This window comes from Trichocoleus desertorum AS-A10, from assembly GCF_039962155.1.
Taxonomy (GTDB): domain Bacteria; phylum Cyanobacteriota; class Cyanobacteriia; order FACHB-46; family FACHB-46; genus Trichocoleus.
Map to the genome: position 1 here is coordinate 461,697 of NZ_JAMPKN010000002.1, position 18,618 is coordinate 480,314.

Sequence of the window (18,618 nt, forward strand, 5' to 3'; positions counted from 1 at the left end):
CAGCAACTGGGTTGTGTATTATGGCTACCAAAAAACAGTTCAGTAATTTTCAAGAATTGTTATCTGGTTCTGAGTTACCCACACTCGTAGATTTCTATGCGCCTTGGTGTGGTCCCTGCCAGGTCATGGGTCCGATTCTAGAGCAAGTGAATGCTCAAATGAAGGAGCAACTGCGCGTCGTAAAAATCAACACCGAAACCTACCCTGAATTAGCTTCGCAATACCAAATTCATGCACTGCCCACACTGGTCTTATTTAAGGGTGGGCAGCCGATCGATCGCATGGAAGGGGTGATGCAGGCGAAACAAATTGTGCAACGTTTACAGCCATTAGTTTCCGGAAAGTCTTAGGCAGGATGCGAGGGTTGCTAAAGTAGTCGCGATCGCCATATCTCTCCTGACTCTATGCACCCTCAAAACACCAAAGCTGAATTGCACCGCCTGCTTCAAGTTCGCAACGAGCATCCCGAAAAGGCATCTGAAATTGATGCTCAAATTCACACCATTTTTGCCGAAACTCACGCAATTTTGGTGCTGGATATGTCGGGCTTTTCTCGACTCACAATTCGGTATGGCATTACGCACTTCCTAGCCATGATCCATCGCTTGGGCGCGATCGCAAAGCCTCTAGTCGAACAGGACCGAGGGACTGTAATCAAACAAGAAGCTGATAACTTATTTGCGATTTTTCCGAATGTTGATGCTGCGGTGAGCGCGGCGGTGGATATCCTAAAAAGCCTAGCGGCTGTCAATTCTGGCCTACCAGATGCAATGGATTTGTACGCTAGCATTGGCATTGGCTACGGGGAAGTGTTGCTGGTAGCAGGAGCAGATCTGTACGGCAACGAAATGAACTTAGCTTCTAAGCTAGGGGAAGACCTGGCCCGAACTAATGAGATTTTACTCACGGAGTCGGCGTTTCAGCAGTTGCAATCCAGCACTTGGACTTGTGAAGCGATCAATCTTTCTGTGTCTGGGTTAGAGCTAATGGCCTATCAGGTGCAGTTCACCAAGTGATCCCAATTCTCTAACAACGATACAAACGATATCGGTAGCCTTCAGTGCGATGTTTGTGCTGTGGGTCGGCCACACAGCGCTCTGCCGACAGTAGGGAAGCCAAACTCGGTGTCTCGTCTGGATTAGGGAAGTTAAGCAACCATAGATCCAGCGGTCGAGGCAATTGGCTTAAAGTTTGCTGAAGTGCGATCGCACTGGATAATGGATTCTGATCTTGATGGGCCAGCAAAAAGAGCGGATTGGCTAATGCCCCTGTGGTCTGTTGGTGTTTTAGTTCCCAAGCCAGACCCATCAGCCTGCCTGTTTGTCCGTGAGTCGCATGGGCGATCGCAATCAAGGTAGGAGATTGAGCTGCCTGCTGGAGATGCTGCACCACTACATCAGGCCGATGCGTTTTTTGATAACCCCATCCTGTCGAAACGGTTAAGCCACTAAGCAGACCAACCAGCCAAATAACGAGCACCACCGTTTTACCGTTGGGTTGCCACCATTTCAAGAAACCACCCACTATTCTTGCTGTAGATGCCCTCGGTTGAGACCCGACAGACCCAGACCAAACAGCGGCGAGGCTTGCTCCCAACAAGGCAATGACGGCAGGAAAAAAAACAAAGTTGAAACGAAAGGCACTATTAATCTCGGTTTCTAAACCGTAAGCGATCGCAAAAAACAGGGCGATCGCACTCAGAACAAAGCCACCCAATACTTGCAGCGCTAATCGGCTCTGGAACTGCTGCCCTTGCTGCTTTAACCCTCGCCAAATTAAGGGCACTGACCAGACCAAAAAGAGCAGCATACCCAGGCCAGAAACAATCACGGCCACGGGATTCGGTGCTTGAACGGGTAAAAAGACCAACATGGTGATCCATCCCACCAAAGCCTGTAGCAGTGGATCGAACCAACCAAGTCCAGCCCGACTGCCGCTATAGATCCAATCAGTCAGCTGGTTGCCATAAACCCCTTGCCAAGCGGGCAGCCAAGCTACAATGCCAGCTATGGTGCCAGCGGCCACCGCATAAATTCGCCCCCAAAGTTTGAACGCTGGCCACTGAGACGTCTGCTCATGCTTCTTGAAGAGGCTTGCCCAAGCAGCCAAAAGCCAAAACCCTAGTAATACCAGAGCCTCGGCTAACAAAGTTAGAACAAAGAAGTAATGGGTTGCCATCCCTAGAGCATTGACTGCAACCCAACCCAGTCCAATTAGGACGGGTAAAGGTTTATGCGCCCGTAGCGATCGCACAGCGGCAACCAAGCAATTTAGTGAAGCGATTACCCACAACACAGCCAGCGTATAGTGACGCGCTTCTTGAGCCAGATAGATGCCATAAGGAGAAACAGCCATAACAGCGGCTGCCAAGTGCCCAACTAAGCGAGACTCAAACGCTAACCAGCCTAAGCCAAACATTGCGGGGATAGAGAGCGCTCCCAAGATAGCAGGTAGCGATCGCGCCGCCCAAATAGAGACCAAGCCTTCCTGGGACGGAAACCATTGCAGCCACCAATGAGCCAGCACAAAATAGAGCGGAGGATGGGTACTCTCCTGCATCAAATGCTCCAGTACCGCAGCAACTCCTGTTTGTGGTTCTAGCTGTAGAGGTTGCAGGAGCGTGTCTAGGGCGATCGCCTGATTTAGAGGAATCGTCCGAAAACTGTGCCCTAAGCTAAAGACCAAAGTGGCAAATTCATCAGTCCAGACTGATTTCAAGTCAAGGCAGAGGAAACGCAGCCCTAGGCCAATCACTAACCAAAACAACAGCAGTAGGAGATGCAGCCAGTGGCTGTGAAGCAAAGTTTTCAAGTGCCAGCACCCAAAGCAAGCGCTTTCCAGAATCAAAGGTCAGTCACCCAGATTATGAATTGCCACACCCAATTTCAGCAACTCGTCTGCGTGCTCTCCTTCAAGTCGATCAGTCTCTCACAAATTTAGGTTGAGCGCCTGTTTGCAAAACGCTTTTGCTGCCGCTGCCTATGTCTTATTTAACTTCTATTTAACTTCGGTGACTCGCCAGCTCAATTTCAGGTTGATCCAGAAGTTCCAGAACAGCACTACTGCGATCGCGATCGGCTTGGCAACATATGGGTTCACATGCAAAATATTGAACAAAAAGTTGACAATGAGGTTATTAAGAATCAGGCCCATCAAGCAAATCACATTAAACTTCAACAACCGTTTAGCTCTTTGTCGCCACCCTTGTTGGCGCTTGGAAATGTCACCAAAAGTCCAGGCATCATTCCAGAGAAAGTTATTAATAATCGCCAGCTCTACGGAGATGGTGTTGCTTCTAGTCAACCCCCACTGTAGCCCATCAAACAGCAGATAGAACACCGACATATCTATAAATAAGCCTGTTAGCCCCACAAAGCCAAAGCGGATAAATCGCCCAAACGGCGACAAGGCTAAACGTAAACGAACTAGATGACGAAGATATTCGACATACTGCTTCCAAGTCACCTTACTCTCACCGCTTTGGCGTTCCTGGAACACATAACCGACTTCGGCAACTCGGCCAATGTTGCCTCGGCCCAACACTTCAATCAAAATTTTGTAGCCTACAGGACTCAGCGTTTTTCCGGCGATCGCGCTACGCCGCACTAAGAAGTAGCCGCTCATTGGGTCTGAAACTCGACCAATCACCCCCGGTAAAATGATCAAGCCAATTAATTGAGCGCCACGCGATAGAAACCGCCGCACCACGCTCCAGCTACTCACGCCACCTCCTTCGACATGGCGGCTCGCTGTGGCCAAATCTGCCCCCTGCTGCGTCTCGGCGACCAACTGCAACAAAACTTCTGGAGGATGCTGGAGATCGCCATCGATGACCCCAAGCACTTCTCCTCTAGCAACTTGCCAGCCTCGAATCACAGCAGTGGAGAGTCCCCGTTCCTGCTGCCGTCGCATGACTCGGAGTTGCGGATATTGACTCACCATCTCCTGCGCAATTTTCCAGGTATAGTCTGGGCTATCGTCATCCACCACAATCAATTCGTAGTTACCTGGAAGCGCCTGATCCAGAAGCTTGCTCAGCAGCTCAATCATGGCTTCAATGTTCTCACTTTCATTGAAAGTGGGGATCACCAGGGATAAATAAACGCTAGAAGAAGGAGATGCTTCAGGAGCATCCAGTTGGAGGACAGGATCAACCTTGGGTTCACTAATTGTTAAGGAGCCAGAAGGTGGAGCTAAAAGGGGACGGGATGGGTCAGTACTCATCTAAGAAGCCTCAGGTTGCAGGAGAACGGGTATAAAGACGGACAGTCAAATCATCCAAAAGCATCGTGCCAGTTAAACGCTGAGTTTGGACTGGGTTGTAGTGCTGATCCAGCAGCTGTTGCACTTGCTGTTTTTCAGCTTCGGTGGTGCTAGGAGACCACACGGGTTTCGCACTCTCTAACCAGAGCACGCGATCGTATGCAGTTGGAGTTGAAGCCAAACAGTTAGATGCTGAGAATTCCTTACAGCTTTTTTCTGAAATACTTTGTCCCTCCAGAACCTTTTCTAGGGATGGTGCTAAATCACTGCTCTCTCTCGCTAATAGCGTCACAGGTGCTTCAGGAGGAATGTAGTATGCTAAACGCATTACATGTCCCCAGGCCTGAGAGTTCATCACAATTAAAGTAGATGTCGGATTGCTAGCCCCTGCCTGGGATGTAGCGGTGATGATCTCTGATAACTCATGAAACATCGAGCGCGGTCTGAGGGTAAAGTCGCCAACATTAATGCCGATATACAACAGCAAAACAGCTGCAGCTACCGATTGACGCCAGCTCACAGATGCCTGTTCCAAGCCCACTGCGAGCAACAGTAAACATCCGGGCAGGATGACAATCATACTCCTTCCCCAACCAAACCCCAAAGTAAACTTACCTGTGACAACGTCCAAACCCAGGGCTAGCAGTAAGGGGAAAATTCCTAAAATTAGAGCGACTCCTAAGGTTCGCCTTTCACTCTGCTTCCAGAGCCTGGGCACCGCGACTAACAGCAGCCCGATTACGGCTACACCCGCAGTTGTGATGATGGTTTGTGGCAGGCTAGTCACCCAGTCTCCCAAGAGCAGATGCGTGCCTAGGGTATTAACAACATCTCCTAAATGGGCGATCGCAGCTCCTAAAAAGCCCGCTGGAGCATCAAAGCGCCCTAAGTCTGCATTCCGCAGTTGCTGTCTAGTTCCCCACAGCACCCAAGGAACGGTCAACAACACACTCGATCCAAAGCGCAGCCCATGATGCCACCATCGCCGCCAGTCTAAATAGAGCACCACGACCGCCAGAGCTACTACCCAGTAGGCAAAAAGGTAAAACGTCATCAGTCCAGCCGTTACAGAACCAATGAAGATGAGGCTCCAAAGAATTTCTTGGGTCTTTTGGCCTTTTTGTTGAACATCGTTGGCTTTCTGCTGCTTGAAACCAATGATTTCTAGCAGAGCCCAGGCACTTAACACGGACCAGAGCACTAGCGGACCATACATCCGCACGTTAAGGGAGTGAAAGAGATAAAAAGGATTAGTCGCTAGGAGTGCCGCCAGGAGCAAGCCACCACGATGGCCTAACAGCACTCGTCCTAAACCATAGGAACTGGCGATTGCTCCCACGCTGAGTAAAGCCCCCAAGCTCCGCACTGCTACTACGCTGTCACCAAAGAGGCGGAGCCATACATGTTGAGCCAGGAAAAAGAGGGGGGGATGGGGCTCTCCGCCTGCAAGACCTTTCAGGAGGTTGACCACTGTTTTCACAACATCCTTGACTGTAGCTTCTGGTGGTAAGTCCAGTAAAGGAGTGTATTGGGCTAAGACAACAGGTAAATCCTTGGGTCCACGATAAGCAGTTTTTTGCCCAGTCGACAAAAGCAGTGACAAGACTTCGTCGTACCAAAACTCGCGGCTACCTAAGTTAATCAAGCGGAGCAAAACACCAATCGCGATCGCCAGGATCAGCAGAGTTTCTAGGGAAACAACAAACTTAAATCCAAGAACTTTAAAGTGCTTATACATAAGCTTGGGCTATCTATGCCTCATTTCAAACTTGGTTAGATGGAGCGTCTGCGTCGCTAGAACTCTGCATGATCGACACTTCATAGATGGGATACTTACCCAACTTACCCAAATCCGAGAACTGTAGCGTAAATCGCTGATTTGCTTGCGAAAACTTTAAATTATCCGGGCTAGTTTGAGGAGTATTGCAGTCGCGATGGGGGTAGCAAACATACAAAAACTTTTTATATCCCTGAGTTAACAGCGTTCCACCCAGATGCTTCACTGCTTGGCTGTCCTCAGTCAAGAAAAATGTTTTATCGGGTAAAGATGGAGCTAGGGCTTGAGCGACATACTCATGAGACATAGCAATCATTGGATCAGGTTGCGATCGCAGCCCCTTTACCGCAGGCAAAATTACTTGGTAATTCCGAGCTAAATCAACGGCTCCCAAATAACTGTTGATATACAGGCCAGTGGTCAAAAATACAGCAAATAATCCTAATAATGCCAACTGTAGGTTGCGTTGATAAGTTTGTAAAAGTAGCTTGAGCTGCATTGCTGCTAGTAAAGAAACGAGTGGCACCGTGATTAATAAAAAACGCGGCCCCCATTGTTTGCCACCTGCGCCTGCGGGCACGATCAGAGGCACTGCCAAGACAAACAAAGTGCTAATTAGCAAAATTACCTGCATTTTGCCAGTCAGTTTTAATTTACCGCTGACTAAGGCTAAGCAGACGTAGATTAATGAAAAGAAAACAATTGGGAAGTAATAGGACAGGCTAAATAGTAGTTGTTTGAAATTACTGAATGCCTCTGTTAGCCGTTCTTTTAGCGAGAACTCTTCGACAATTTGAACCGAATGGATTCCTAAAGGATGTTGGTAGATAAGCAAGTTAAGGCTGAAAAACAATGCCGTCGTTAAAAGCATGCTTACGGCAAAAGCAGCAGCTTTGTCTGAGATGATTTTGAAATCTTGTAGCGCTTTGATCTGAGTTGCACATAACCAAAAAAATATGATGCCAACCAAACACAAAAACTCAGGCCGAAACCATACAGATAAACCAATTAGACTACCGCTAACAACTGCATCTCTAGTAGAGAGACCTTCAGGTGGAACTAATGCTATAGCCAAACCTTGAAAGGCTAAGGCAACTGCTAAAGTATGTTCCCAGTACATGCCGCTATATAAAGAAAGTGGTGCAGCAAAAATCAGAAGCACTAGAGCGATCGCCGTAATTGTTCTACCCAGTTTCAATCGCCGACAAGCTGAATAAAAGCTCAACCATAAAGCCCAGGTGGCCAGCAGAGGAATGACATAAAGACCTCTAAACCCAAACAAAGCGTGAAAAGGCGCAGTAATCAGAGGAAATGTGAAAGGAAATGTAATAAAGTAACGGCTTTCTACGTTGTAGACAAAAGGAGGCCGAAAAGGATACAGCCCACCATCCCAAAGATTCTGTATCCAATTATTTGCTGGTAAGCGGAGATCAAAGTGGAGCTTTCCAGCGCTAAACTGCTGTGCCAATAAAGCTTTGAGTCCACCATCCCCGCTGTAAAAGACATCGTTGGGTACCAGAGCTTGCAGGCATAAAGAAAATAAAATACCGATAAAAATGATGGTGAGTGGGAGATTAAAGCGCAGGATTTTCATGGTTGCCTTACCTAAGGGGGCCTTAGCGTTAGGGTTCGGTTTGCTGGTAAATCAGAAAACTCATGTTTTGCGAAATAGAGCTGATCACACTGGGGTATCTATCGCTGGTAGACATAGCTAATCTCAGTTAGCAAGTTTGAGGTTCGTTAAAACTGCACCTTGACCGGAAAGGCAGGACTGGAATCACTTAGGCTGCTTTGCCGCTCAACATCTCTTTTCTCGGTCTTTATCGATGGATAGAGAACTTAGTGAATTTACGGCTGCTGTGCTAAGTACTTGTTTAATTGCTGGCTGGAAGTGCAATTTTGTTGTAGTGACAACAGCCGGAAAGGCGCGCTTCAGACAGGCTTCATGGTTCAGCCAAAAACCTAAGTACTTTTACTGCAACTTGAAAATTAAATAGAGATTTAACCCCAGCCAGGTGAGCTAATTAGCCACTAAAAGCCGTATTACTAGCTAGAGCAGGGCTTTTCCTAGCGATTTTAGGCTCAAGTGGGCGATCGCCAGGCTGAGAAGATATCCATCTCAGGCGATCGGCACTGCTTGATTAAGAAATGTTTACGTAATTACCGAGGATTCGTTATCTACTCTGAGCATGTATTTAGCAGAGTTAACTGTACTTTCGACCACAAAATTCGGTAACTATACAGAAACTTTATATTTCTTTCAAGCAAAATTTGATTTCTGGTTGAACTCAGATTGCCCCAAAATGCTGGTTTTGGGGGACTCACTGAGGCAATATCTCACTCTTTAGGAGTATGAAAAAATTTTTTTTTGATAAATCTAATCTAAAAGACTGGCGATCGCTAGTTTTGGTATGCCAGTATCTGCACGTAAGTTCAGTATCTACTTAGAGAAGCAACTTAGGTCTTGTTCACTGTAGGGCTTAAGTAAATTCCCATAATAAAAAGCTTAAAATCCCAACTTTGGCCAGAGCGTAACCGAGGAACTCCCTAGAGTTGGTTTCTATCCTTGCGGAGTCTAGAGATGACCCAATGTCTTTCTCAACCCACTGTTGAGTTTTCTACACTAATCGAGTTATTGCGTTGGCGATCGCAACAACAGCCCGAAAGCCACGCTTACACATTTTTGGTTGATGGCAAAACGGCAGGACCTACCCTCACCTATGCCGAACTGGATCGTCAAGCCCGCGCCATCGGAGCGTTGCTGCAACAATACCAAGCTCAAGGAGAACGAGCTTTACTGCTCTATCCTCAAGGATTGGAAGTAATCGCAGCCTTCTGTGGGTGTCTCTACGCCGGAGTGATTGCTATCCCGGTACCGCCTCCAGATGGCAGTCGTCTGAAGCGGACATTGCCTCGGTTACGAGCGATCGTCAAAGATGCTCAAGCTTCGGTTGTGCTGACCACCAGCCGTATCTTCGATATCTTGGCCAATGCAGGATTGGAATTTCCTGAGTTTCAAAGTATGCGGTGGATCGACACCGAGCAGGTAGATCTCACCTTGGCAGAGCAGTGGCAAGACCCCAACGTGAACAGCAACACGTTGGCTTATCTGCAATATACTTCTGGCTCGACTTCTACACCCAAAGGGGTGATGATCAGCCACAAAAATCTCATGTTTCACTCGGCATATCTGCAAAGAGCTTGTGGATATACTCCAGAGAGCGTGACCGTCACTTGGATGCCTTACTTCCATGATTACGGTTTGGTGGAAGGGTTAACTCAGCCGCTCTACAACGGCACGCCTTGTTATGTGATGTCGCCGTTTGCCTTTATTAAACAGCCCGTCCGATGGTTGCAAGCTATCTCACGGTATGGAGCCACCCATAGCCAAGGCCCCAACTTTGCCTACGACCAATGTGTCCGGCGAGTCACTCCCGCTCAACTAGAAACGCTAGACCTCAGCAGTTGGCAAGGAGCAGGCAACGCTGCCGAACCGATTAACCCGAGGGTCATGGAAAGCTTTTATGAAACATTTGCTCCTTGCGGTTTTCAGTGGCATGCGTTTGCGCCCGCTTACGGACTAGCCGAAGCCACTTTGCTTGTCTCTACCAGCCCCGTCCGCACTTCGCCTGTCATCTGTACGGTTGAGGCTGCCGCGATCGAGAAAAATCGCATCGTGCTGGTACCGCCGACCCAAACAGAAGGAGTCCGGACGATCGCCAGTTGTGGGCGTTTAGTCTGTGAGACTCAAGTGGCGATCGCCAACCCTCAAACTCTAACTCGTTGTGCAGCGGACGAAGTCGGCGAAATCTGGGTCTCAGATCCCGGTGTTGCTCAAGGCTACTGGCAACGTCCCGACGAAACCAAAGCGACCTTCCAGGCTTACTTGCAGGACACCGAAGAAGGCCCCTTCCTCCGCACCGGCGACTTAGGGTTTATGCAAAATGGGGAGTTATTCATCACGGGTCGCATCAAAGACCTGATCATCATCCGAGGCACAAATCACTATCCCCAAGACATTGAGTGGACAGTGCAAGAAGTGAGCCCAGCTCTGCGCCCTGACTACGGTGCAGCCTTCTCCGTCGAGCTTGAGGGAGAAGAACGGCTGGTTGTAGTGCAAGAAGTTGAGCGGCAAGCTCAAAACCTGGATGCCGATGAGGTGATCAGTGAGATTCGACAGGCGATCGCTGAGCAACATGAGCTGCAAGTTTATGCGGTTGTCCTCGTTAAACCAGGCAATATTCTCAAAACTTCCAGTGGCAAGATTCAGCGCCAAGCTTGTCGGTCTAGCTTCTTGGCTGGAGAACTAGAAGTCTTAGCAGACTGGAGCGAGAATCCCCAAATTCGGTCTAACTTCCGCCATTTGCAAGGAGATGTCAACTCTCTCCTTCAGCGCATCCAAACCACTCACTAAACCCTGGCTACGGCTCTACTGTAGCCTCTGCTCACATTGCGATCGCTCCAAGGAGAATGTCATGCATTCACTCAAACAATACTGGGTCGCGGAAGCCCTGGAACGAGATCTCGGAGATCCTGGCAATCCAGATAGCGTGATGTCTTTTCAACAGGTTGTAGCGCTAGACGAGCAAGAAGAATTTCCTGAAGCTCTGCTCAACTGGCTCTACAACTGGAAGTTGAATCATTACTACATCCCAACCGAATGCGGCGGCGAGTTCACCTCCTTTGAGGAGTTTGTCGCCTTTGTTCGAGTTATGTCTCGGCGGGATCTGACGACTGCCATCAGCTTCACTACCTTGTTCTGGTCTTATCTAGTTTGGATGGCAGGCACCGATGAACAAAAACAACGCTTAGCCAGCTTTATCAAAGACCATAATGGCGCGATGTGCCTCGCCTACTCAGAACGCGCCCACGGCAGTGATTTGGTCGGCAGTGATGTGCGAGCTACCAAGGTTCCAGGCGGCTATCTGCTGAATGGGGAGAAGTGGCCGATTAACCGAGCCACGATCTCTGGGGTCTCCTTTGTCCTGGCTAAAACCGATGAATCCGGTGGAGCCCGCAGCTTATCGCTCTTCATGGTGGAGAAAAAACAACTCGATCCCAACTCCTACTACAACCTGCCCAAAATCCTGACTCACGGGATTCGTGGATCGGATATGAGCGGCATTGGCTTCAAGGATTGTTTTATCCCAGAATCCAGCCGGATTGGAGCCGAGGGAGCGGGTCTAGAGTGGGCGCTGAAAGGATTCCAGGTAACTCGGACTCTCTGTGCTGCTTTCTCCCAGGGAGCCGTAGATACCGCCCTGAGAACCACACTCAACTTTGCTTTGAACCGCCAGCTTTACGGCAAAACAGTCTTTGACATGCCACAGCCTCGGCGAACTCTAGTGGATGCTTTTCTAGATATCTTGATCTGCGATTGCGCCACCATCGGTGCTGCTAGAGGCTTCCATGTGGTGCCTGAGCAGTTTAGTGTTTGGTCAGCCGTCGTGAAGTACTTCGTCACCACCCAGCTAGAGGGCATGGTGGCAGATATCTCAGTGGTGCTGGGGGCGCGCTACTACATGCGGGATGCACATGATTGGGGCATCTTCCAAAAAGTGGTGAGAGACAACGCCATCATTAGCGTCTTTGACGGCAGTACGGTCGTGAACTTACATGCCCTGCTGCTGCAATTACGCCAATTGGCAAAACAGCGATCGCGTCAACGTGGAAAAAACGTAGAAGCATTGCAATCCCGTCTTGCTGCTTGTTTCTCCTTAGATCAACCAGTGCCTACCTTTGACGGTCGCAAACTGGAGTTGTTTAGTCGGGGTGTAGATGATGTCTTACAAGGTCTGGAGCTAGCGCTGACACAACTGCAAACCTTAGAGACAGATGCAAATCTCACACCAGCGGTATTAGAGCAAATCGGAGGTTTCACGCATCTCCTTTTAGAGGAACTCAGCACTCTCGATCACAGCTTGGAGCATTCTACGTTTGAGTTTGGGCATGACCAATCGCCAGAACTATTTGACCTAGCAAAACAGTATTGCGCCTTACATGCAGGTGCCGCTTGTGTGCAGATGTGGCTCCACAACCGCCATCATCTCGGTGCCTTTTTTGCCCAGGGAGAATGGCTAGCGCTTTGTCTCAGACGCTTGGCGCTGAAGTTCCGCCCTGCTCACAGTCTTGCTTCTCGGATTAACGACGAAGCGATCGCTCAAGAGCTACTACGGCTCTACCAAGAAGACAAACTCTTCTCTATTGTTCCTTTTCAGTTAGCAACATCTAAAGTACAAGGGGATCAAACCAATGCAACTTCAGAACTCCAGCTACAAGCCTAGCGAAGTTTTGAGCCCAATTGATGCAGGCACCAGCCAGGCGATTGAGGCTTCTCCGGTCGAAGCAATTCAACAGTGGCTAGTCAGCCAATTGGCCAAGCAGCTATCTCTTGATCCCAAAAACATTAAGGTGCAAGAGCCGCTTACTCGTTATGGTCTCGACTCTATTGATGCAGTAACTCTGGTAGGAGAGCTAGAAGACTGGCTTGAACTAGAACTTCCTTCTACTCTCTTGTGGGATTACCCCACGGTTGAGAAGGCCGCGAACTTCTTAGTGCAAGAGTTTGACATTGCTGCCGCACTGAGCGGCGCTAAAGCTGAGCCAGCCCTCAATGCTCCCGCAGAGAAGGCGGAGAAATCTTCTGGTTGGGGTGGCTTATGGAATCGCATTAGTGGTAGCTAGTTGACGACCTGAGAGCCTAAATGTGTGGCTGATGTAAAACCAAGCGGGATTTTTAAGGCTTTCTCAGATTCTACTGATCAATCTCTGAATCAAGCTTGGTCAAGGTTTGGAACGGATGAATTGCAGCTTGGGGAGGATGGGTTAATTGAACTTCTCAGAGTTCTCCTTCTGGTGGGTATTACTGCTCTTTAGTATTCCTTTTTTCACGGTTCGCTGGATTGGCCAATACTTCAACCTCTGGCGAGGTTCTTTTGACAGTGTTGGCTTAGCAGCGATGTCATTGTTCCTGTTTGTCAATGCCTCGCGCTCTAGCTTTATCATCTTTGCCTGCGAACTTATTTTTAACTACATCCTGGTACGGCTGATGCTGCGTCGCCAAGGATGGGAAGCCAAGATGATCGCTACTAGCTTAGTTGCGATCGATATTGCCATCCTTGCTTACTTCAAGTACCTCAACTTCTTTGTAGAGGATGTCCTAGGGCTGCTATTACCGGGGGTTGCTACTAGTTGGCAGGCGCAAGGTGGAATCCCAGGCATGGGGGCGATTCCACCGGGTCTCTCCTTCTATACCTTTCAGATGGTTGCCTTTGTGGTTGACTCTTTTACCAGCAAGAAGAAGCGCCCCATTGGAATCGTTGATTATGTCAACTTTGTCTCCTTCTTTCCCCAAGTTGTTGCAGGTCCGATTGAACGCCGAGCCGATTTCTTCCCCCAAATTGAAGCGTTTCGCTTTAAATTCACGCTGGATAACTTTGAGGCAGGTCTACGTTGGCTCTCCCTTGGCCTATTCATGAAATTTGTCCTTGCCGATAACATCTCTCCCTATATTGACTTGGAAGAGACAGGTAATGCTTGGCTAGTCTGGTTTTCGGCTTATCTCTTTACTTTAAGAATTTATTTTGACTTCGCTGGCTACAGCTTTATGGCCTTGGGTCTGGCCAAGTTTGTAGGAGTCAAGCTCACTACCAATTTCCTGGCTCCTTACACCTCCCAAAGCATTAACGAATTCTGGCGACGCTGGCATGTCACTCTTAGCACTTGGTTCCGAGATTATGTGTTTCTACCCCTGATGGGTTCTAGGAAACAGTGGGCACCTTTCTTTTTGTTTCTGACTTTTACTCTCTCGGGATTTTGGCACGGTGCCGCCTGGAACTTTATCCTTTGGGGTGCTTATCACGGTCTACTATTGTTAGTCCTGCGCTATGCGGGGCGGCCTTTTTACAGCTTTGTCGGTCAGCGGTTGTTCATGCCTCAGTTCATTTCCTGGATCTTGACCTTTGGCTCAGTCATCTTGGGATGTCTGTTTTTCATGGAGACCAATGTGCATCGTTTAGCCACCAAGCTACAAACTCTGGTCAGTCCAGGAGCGTACTCTTTTGCCAACATTGGCAGTGCTTTTAGTTCTTTCAGCGGTAATGAAGCCACCGTCTTGGCCTTAACCCTGGGACTCGCAACTTTAGTGTTGTTACTTGAACATATAGCAGTTTGGCAAAAACGTGAGTCTGAATATGACTTGCTCACTTCTCCTTGGGTCTCACGAGCCTTACTCGCTTTGACGGTTCTACTGGCTGCCAATACTCCCTCGCAGTTTATCTACTTTGAGTTCTAATGCGGAAACTTCTAAACCTCACCAGTTGGGTTGCGATCGCAGGTTTAGCCTGGACGGCTGGCTACATCTACAACGCCCGCTATGGCGGTGAACTGAGCTGGCTACGCATCATGTATGAGCAAAAGATGGCCTTAGCTGATCAAGTGCAGGGACCCAAGCGAGTCTTGATCTTAGGTGGCTCGGGGGCGCACTACACAGTTGATGCTGGGGTGATGCAGCAAGAGTTAGGAAGACCCGTGCTGAATCTGGGCTTAGATGGCCCGATTGGTTTAGATGTGATTCTCCCCAGCGTCAAGGATAAGATTCGTCCCGGAGATGTGGTGCTGCTAATCCCAGAATACTTACTGCTACTAGATGAGGATGGCTTTGGCGATCGCTCTGGTCAGTTTGGCATCGCGATCGGTAAGCCTGGGTTAGGCAGGATTCCTACTCAGCAGCTGGCTCAAGACACGTTGATGGTGGGCGCTCCAACTTTGCGAGCTTTGACCAAATCCTCTCTAGATGTGGTGGAGAAGGGCAAGCTAACAGGTTACTACTCTGACCCGATTACCCAGAATGGCGACCCGACGGTGTTGAAGCAGCGCACCAAGTCTAAGTGGTGGCAGATGAAAATCAAGGCTCCCATCTCTGACTACGCCTATCAGCGCATTGTGCAGTTTCGCGAAGAAGTAGAAGCCAAAGGAGCCACTTTAGTCTTGGGACTACCTTGGCTATATGCCAGTGATGACCCACAAACGATTGAGAATGTGCAGAAAACCGCGACTAAACTAGCGACGATCGCACCGCTGCTTCACGACCCAACTTCCTTCAATCTCAAAACAGACTCTAGCTTTTTTGCCGATACCCATTACCACCTCAACCAACCTGCTAGAAGAATACGCTCGGTCGAGCTAGCCCAACAATTTAAGCAAGTGATGGGAGATCAAATTGCATCATCACCGATCAATCAACCTTCGCAATAGCGATCGCCCTTTGCAACAGAGCTAAGAATAATCCGTTCTGCTCCCTCAGGCTGTCAGCGCTGCTAACCCTATTGGTGGAAAAGATGATGTACTGCAAAAAAAATAGGCTTGCAGATCAACCTGGAACCCCTTCCGTTTTGCGTCCGGGTCGAGGTCCGGTACAAATTTGTATTTTGGGAGGAGGATTTGGGGGACTCTATACAGCCTTATATTTGCAGCGCACCCTAGGATCGCAGTTAAAAAACTATCAAATCACTCTGGTTGAACCGAAAGATCATTTTCTATTTACGCCGCTGCTTTATGAGTTGGTGACAGGTGAACTACAGGCTTGGGAAATTGCACCGACCTATCGACAACTGCTGGCACATAACAAGATTGAATTTTGCCAGGAAGCCGTTTCTAGCATTGATTTAACAGCTCGTTATGTTTATCTCTGTAATGGTGACTCTCTCACCTATGATTATCTAGTTTTGGCGGTAGGCGGAGAAACTTGCTTAGGTAGCATCCCTGGCGCTGTAGAACATGCTGCTCCTTTTCGCTCCTTGGCGGATGCTGTGCATTTAAAGGAGAGATTGCGGTTTCTGGAAGCATCCAGGCAACATCACATCCGAGTTACGGTGGTGGGAGGAGGGCCGAATGGCGTAGAACTCGCTTGTAAACTAGCCGATCGCCTCAAGACTAGAGGCCAGGTGCGGCTGATTGAGCGGGGCGATCGCATCCTCAAAACTTTTTCAGGTGCTAGTCGAGCAGCAGCTTACAAAGCCTTACGACAACGAGGGATACAGGTTGAGCTAAACACTGGCATTGAGGCGATCGCGGCCAACCACATCACGTTAACCCAGCAAAAGCAAACCCACACGATAGATACAGATTTAGTTTTGTGGACTGCTGGCACCCAAACGCTCGATTGGGTCCGGAATCTCCCTTGCCAACAAAATACCCAAGGGCAACTGCTGACGTTACCCACGCTGCAACTTGTAGATCATCCAGAGGTATTTGCGCTGGGAGATTTAGCCGCGATTCAAGATGCGGGAAGACCGCTGGTTCCGGCGACTGCTCAAGCCGCTTACCAACAAGCCAGTTGTGCTGCTCGTAATCTCCGGGCTGTGATGACAGAGAAGCCACTGCTTTCATTTCGCTATCTGCATTTAGGAGAGATGTTAACGCTGGGTACCAACGCCGCTGTGGTCTGTAGCTTTGGTCTCACCTTACAAGGCGCGATCGCCTGTGTAATGCGCCATTGGATTTATCTCCAACGCATGCCAACGGTGCGCCATCGTTTGCGAGTCATGGGGCATTGGCTGGCGAGTGGTCTCCTGCGCTGGTTGCCCACCCCAACTCGACAGCCTGTGCGCCAAGCTTGGCAGCGATTAACCAGGCGATCGCGACGCACGGTCACTAATTATCCTCGACGTTTGCCCTACTAAAAATAACAACGAGATCTCCGCGAACTTAACAAAAGATTTTTCTGAGGTTGAAGTATGGTGGCTGAGGCGCAAAAACCCAAATCTTTAATCAAAACCAGGAGCAAGCTAGAAGAACTGTTTGGCTTAGACCTGCGTTCCTTAGCTCTCTTTCGCATCGGCATCGCCCTACTGCTACTCACAGATTTGTTCATTCGTTCGGGAGATCTAGTAGCTCACTACACCGATGCAGGTGTGTTGCCGCGATCGCTCTTAACAGAGGAATTATGGAAACCAGGGTATTGGTCCATTCATACCATCAGCGGTCAGCCCCTCGTCCAAGCCTTGATCTTCTTGCTGGCTGGCTGCATGGCTTTAGCGCTCTTGGTGGGCTACCAAACTCGCCTCGCTGCGATCGCCTCCTGGGCCTTGGTCGTCTCCCTCCATAACCGCAATCCAGCGCTAATCTTCGCGGCTGATGATGTGTTGCGAGCGCTGTTATTTTGGTGCATGTTTCTACCGCTGGGAGCCTACTACTCCATTGAGCGCGCCCTCAACACTTCTCCCAAGCCACTACCTAAGCGCATCCTTTCGGGAGCCACCTTAGCGCTCACTCTGCAAATCTGCTTTGTCTATTGGTTTTCTGCCGCCTTCAAAACCACTAGCCCGATTTGGTGGCCGCAAGGAAACGCAGTTTACTATGCCTTGAGCTTTGACCAGTATGCAACTCATTTTGGTCAATTTCTGCTCAAGTTCCCACCTTTACTCACTTTTTTCACCTTAAGCACACTCTGGCTGGAGTGGATTGGGCCGTTATTTCTCTTCGTGCCGTTCCGCACAACTTGGTTCCGCTGCGTCACCATTCTCACGTTTATCTCGCTGCACATCGGTTTTGGTCTCAGCCTTCAGATTGGCATCTTTCCGGTTCTGAGTATCTTTTGCTGGCTGGTGTTTATTCCTAGTGAAGTTTGGGATAGTTGGGGTAAACGCCTGTATACGCCAGAGCGAGCAGGGTTACGGATCTATTACGACAGTGAATGTGGCTTCTGCAAAAAAGTTGTTCATCTCCTCCGCACCTTTCTCCTGTTACCCAATATCCCCTTACTGATGGCACAGGAAGATCCCAGCATCTTTGCAGATATGCAAACCTACAATTCCTGGGTGGTTGTGGATTGGCAAGAACGTAGACATTACAAGTTTGAAGCGATCGCCTATATTTGCTCTCTATCTCCTGTATTCAAGTTCCTGACCCCGGTACTACGATGGCGACCCGTGATGTCAGTTGGCACTAAATTCTACGAAACTGTTGCCTCCAATCGCCGCACGGCTGGGAAGTTTACCAAACCCCTCAAGTTCCGCCCGATAGAGGTGCGATCGCCCCGTCCGCTGAATCTGATCACGCTGTTGCTGTTTGCCTATACCTTTATCTGGAATCTACGCAGCTTTGCTCCCGAAGTCTTTAACCGGAGAACACTCAACTCTGTAGATTGGATTAGCCGCGTCACTCGTCTCGATCAATCGTGGAGTATTTTTGCCCCTTCTCCCCCCAGAGATGATGGTTGGTATGTGATTCCCGGTCAGCTTGCGGATGGCACACAAGTTGATTTGCTGAAAGATGGCACCACTGTTTCTTATGAAAAACCGACTGTGCAGACGCGCAACGCCATCTATCACAACATGCAATGGCGTACCTATTTCATTAATCTGAATCGAGGTATCGGCAAGAAACTATATCCCTACTATGGCGAGTATCTCTGTCGTCGTTGGAATGCCCGCCATCAAGGGCTGAAGCAACTAAAAAACTTTGAAATCCACTTTATAAACGAGAAAACCGTTCCTCGTGGTCAACCCCAACCAGTCGATCAAAAAACAACTTGGCAACAGTCCTGTTCGTAGCCCCACGAATCATTCACATTTAAG

At 49.0% G+C, this 18,618-nt stretch carries 13 protein-coding genes; 9 read left to right on the top strand and 4 right to left on the bottom strand.

Features of this window, described 5'->3' with window-relative positions:
• Positions 1 to 20 precede the first annotated feature (20 nt).
• On the top strand, positions 21 to 350 hold the full coding sequence (trxA, locus tag NDA01_RS05865; RefSeq protein ID WP_348227201.1) for a thioredoxin: 330 nt from the start codon (positions 21 to 23) through the stop codon (positions 348 to 350).
• 54 nt (positions 351 to 404) lie between these two features.
• On the top strand, positions 405 to 1,016 hold the full coding sequence (locus NDA01_RS05870) for an adenylate/guanylate cyclase domain-containing protein (RefSeq protein ID WP_348227202.1): 612 nt from the start codon (positions 405 to 407) through the stop codon (positions 1,014 to 1,016).
• 10 nt (positions 1,017 to 1,026) lie between these two features.
• Here NDA01_RS05870 and NDA01_RS05875 read toward each other — a convergent pair whose 3' ends face one another.
• From NDA01_RS05875 to NDA01_RS05890, 4 genes are all read right to left on the bottom strand, one after another.
• On the bottom strand, positions 1,027 to 2,811 hold the full coding sequence (locus NDA01_RS05875; RefSeq protein WP_348227203.1) for a glycosyltransferase family 39 protein: 1,785 nt from the start codon (positions 2,809 to 2,811) through the stop codon (positions 1,027 to 1,029).
• A gap of 186 nt (positions 2,812 to 2,997) precedes the next feature.
• A complete protein-coding gene (locus tag NDA01_RS05880) occupies positions 2,998 to 4,224 on the bottom strand; it encodes a glycosyltransferase (RefSeq protein ID WP_348227204.1) in 1,227 nt (408 codons plus the stop codon).
• Positions 4,225 to 4,234: 10 nt separating this feature from the next.
• Positions 4,235 to 6,001: a glycosyltransferase family 39 protein gene (locus NDA01_RS05885; RefSeq protein ID WP_348227205.1), complete on the bottom strand. Its 1,767-nt coding sequence runs from the start codon at positions 5,999 to 6,001 to the stop codon at positions 4,235 to 4,237.
• A gap of 25 nt (positions 6,002 to 6,026) precedes the next feature.
• A complete protein-coding gene (locus NDA01_RS05890) occupies positions 6,027 to 7,634 on the bottom strand; it encodes an LA_3751/LA_3752 family putative glycosyltransferase (protein WP_348227206.1) in 1,608 nt (535 codons plus the stop codon).
• Positions 7,635 to 8,621: 987 nt separating this feature from the next.
• On the opposite strand from NDA01_RS05890, the gene NDA01_RS05895 reads away from it, so the two are divergent.
• From NDA01_RS05895 to NDA01_RS05925, 7 genes are all read left to right on the top strand, one after another.
• Entirely contained in the window at positions 8,622 to 10,454 is a 1,833-nt protein-coding gene (locus NDA01_RS05895) for a fatty acyl-AMP ligase (RefSeq protein WP_348227207.1), read from the top strand.
• 61 nt (positions 10,455 to 10,515) lie between these two features.
• The gene (locus tag NDA01_RS05900) at positions 10,516 to 12,324 is read left to right on the top strand and encodes an acyl-CoA dehydrogenase family protein (RefSeq protein ID WP_348227208.1); all 1,809 of its coding nucleotides are present in this window, start codon (positions 10,516 to 10,518) and stop codon (positions 12,322 to 12,324) included.
• Entirely contained in the window at positions 12,293 to 12,724 is a 432-nt protein-coding gene (locus NDA01_RS05905) for an acyl carrier protein (RefSeq protein WP_348227209.1), read from the top strand. The genes NDA01_RS05900 and NDA01_RS05905 overlap by 32 nt, the downstream gene beginning before the upstream one ends.
• A gap of 145 nt (positions 12,725 to 12,869) precedes the next feature.
• Complete coding sequence (locus NDA01_RS05910; protein WP_190431193.1) at positions 12,870 to 14,333, top strand: MBOAT family O-acyltransferase; 1,464 nt, start codon at positions 12,870 to 12,872, stop codon at positions 14,331 to 14,333.
• Complete coding sequence (locus NDA01_RS05915) at positions 14,333 to 15,295, top strand: hypothetical protein (RefSeq protein WP_348227210.1); 963 nt, start codon at positions 14,333 to 14,335, stop codon at positions 15,293 to 15,295. Before NDA01_RS05910 ends, NDA01_RS05915 begins: the two co-directional genes overlap by 1 nt.
• A 137-nt stretch (positions 15,296 to 15,432) precedes the next feature.
• On the top strand, positions 15,433 to 16,722 hold the full coding sequence (locus NDA01_RS05920; protein WP_348227211.1) for an NAD(P)/FAD-dependent oxidoreductase: 1,290 nt from the start codon (positions 15,433 to 15,435) through the stop codon (positions 16,720 to 16,722).
• A 54-nt stretch (positions 16,723 to 16,776) separates the two neighbouring features.
• A complete protein-coding gene (locus NDA01_RS05925) occupies positions 16,777 to 18,594 on the top strand; it encodes a DCC1-like thiol-disulfide oxidoreductase family protein (protein WP_348227212.1) in 1,818 nt (605 codons plus the stop codon).
• The last annotated feature ends 24 nt before the right edge of the window (positions 18,595 to 18,618 follow it).

What these genes read in the sequence shown, in the direction of transcription:
- NDA01_RS05925 (WP_348227212.1), top strand. Translation starts at nt 16,777, where the DNA reads ATGGTGGCTGAGGCGCAAAAACCCAAATCTTTAATCAAAACCAGGAGC.
- NDA01_RS05900 (WP_348227208.1), top strand. Translation starts at nt 10,516, where the DNA reads ATGCATTCACTCAAACAATACTGGGTCGCGGAAGCCCTGGAACGAGAT.
- NDA01_RS05885 (WP_348227205.1), bottom strand. Translation starts at nt 6,001, where the DNA reads ATGTATAAGCACTTTAAAGTTCTTGGATTTAAGTTTGTTGTTTCCCTA.
- NDA01_RS05905 (WP_348227209.1), top strand. Translation starts at nt 12,293, where the DNA reads ATGCAACTTCAGAACTCCAGCTACAAGCCTAGCGAAGTTTTGAGCCCA.
- NDA01_RS05890 (WP_348227206.1), bottom strand. Translation starts at nt 7,634, where the DNA reads ATGAAAATCCTGCGCTTTAATCTCCCACTCACCATCATTTTTATCGGT.
- NDA01_RS05870 (WP_348227202.1), top strand. Translation starts at nt 405, where the DNA reads ATGCACCCTCAAAACACCAAAGCTGAATTGCACCGCCTGCTTCAAGTT.
- NDA01_RS05895 (WP_348227207.1), top strand. Translation starts at nt 8,622, where the DNA reads ATGACCCAATGTCTTTCTCAACCCACTGTTGAGTTTTCTACACTAATC.
- trxA (WP_348227201.1), top strand. Translation starts at nt 21, where the DNA reads ATGGCTACCAAAAAACAGTTCAGTAATTTTCAAGAATTGTTATCTGGT.
- NDA01_RS05880 (WP_348227204.1), bottom strand. Translation starts at nt 4,224, where the DNA reads ATGAGTACTGACCCATCCCGTCCCCTTTTAGCTCCACCTTCTGGCTCC.
- NDA01_RS05915 (WP_348227210.1), top strand. Translation starts at nt 14,333, where the DNA reads ATGCGGAAACTTCTAAACCTCACCAGTTGGGTTGCGATCGCAGGTTTA.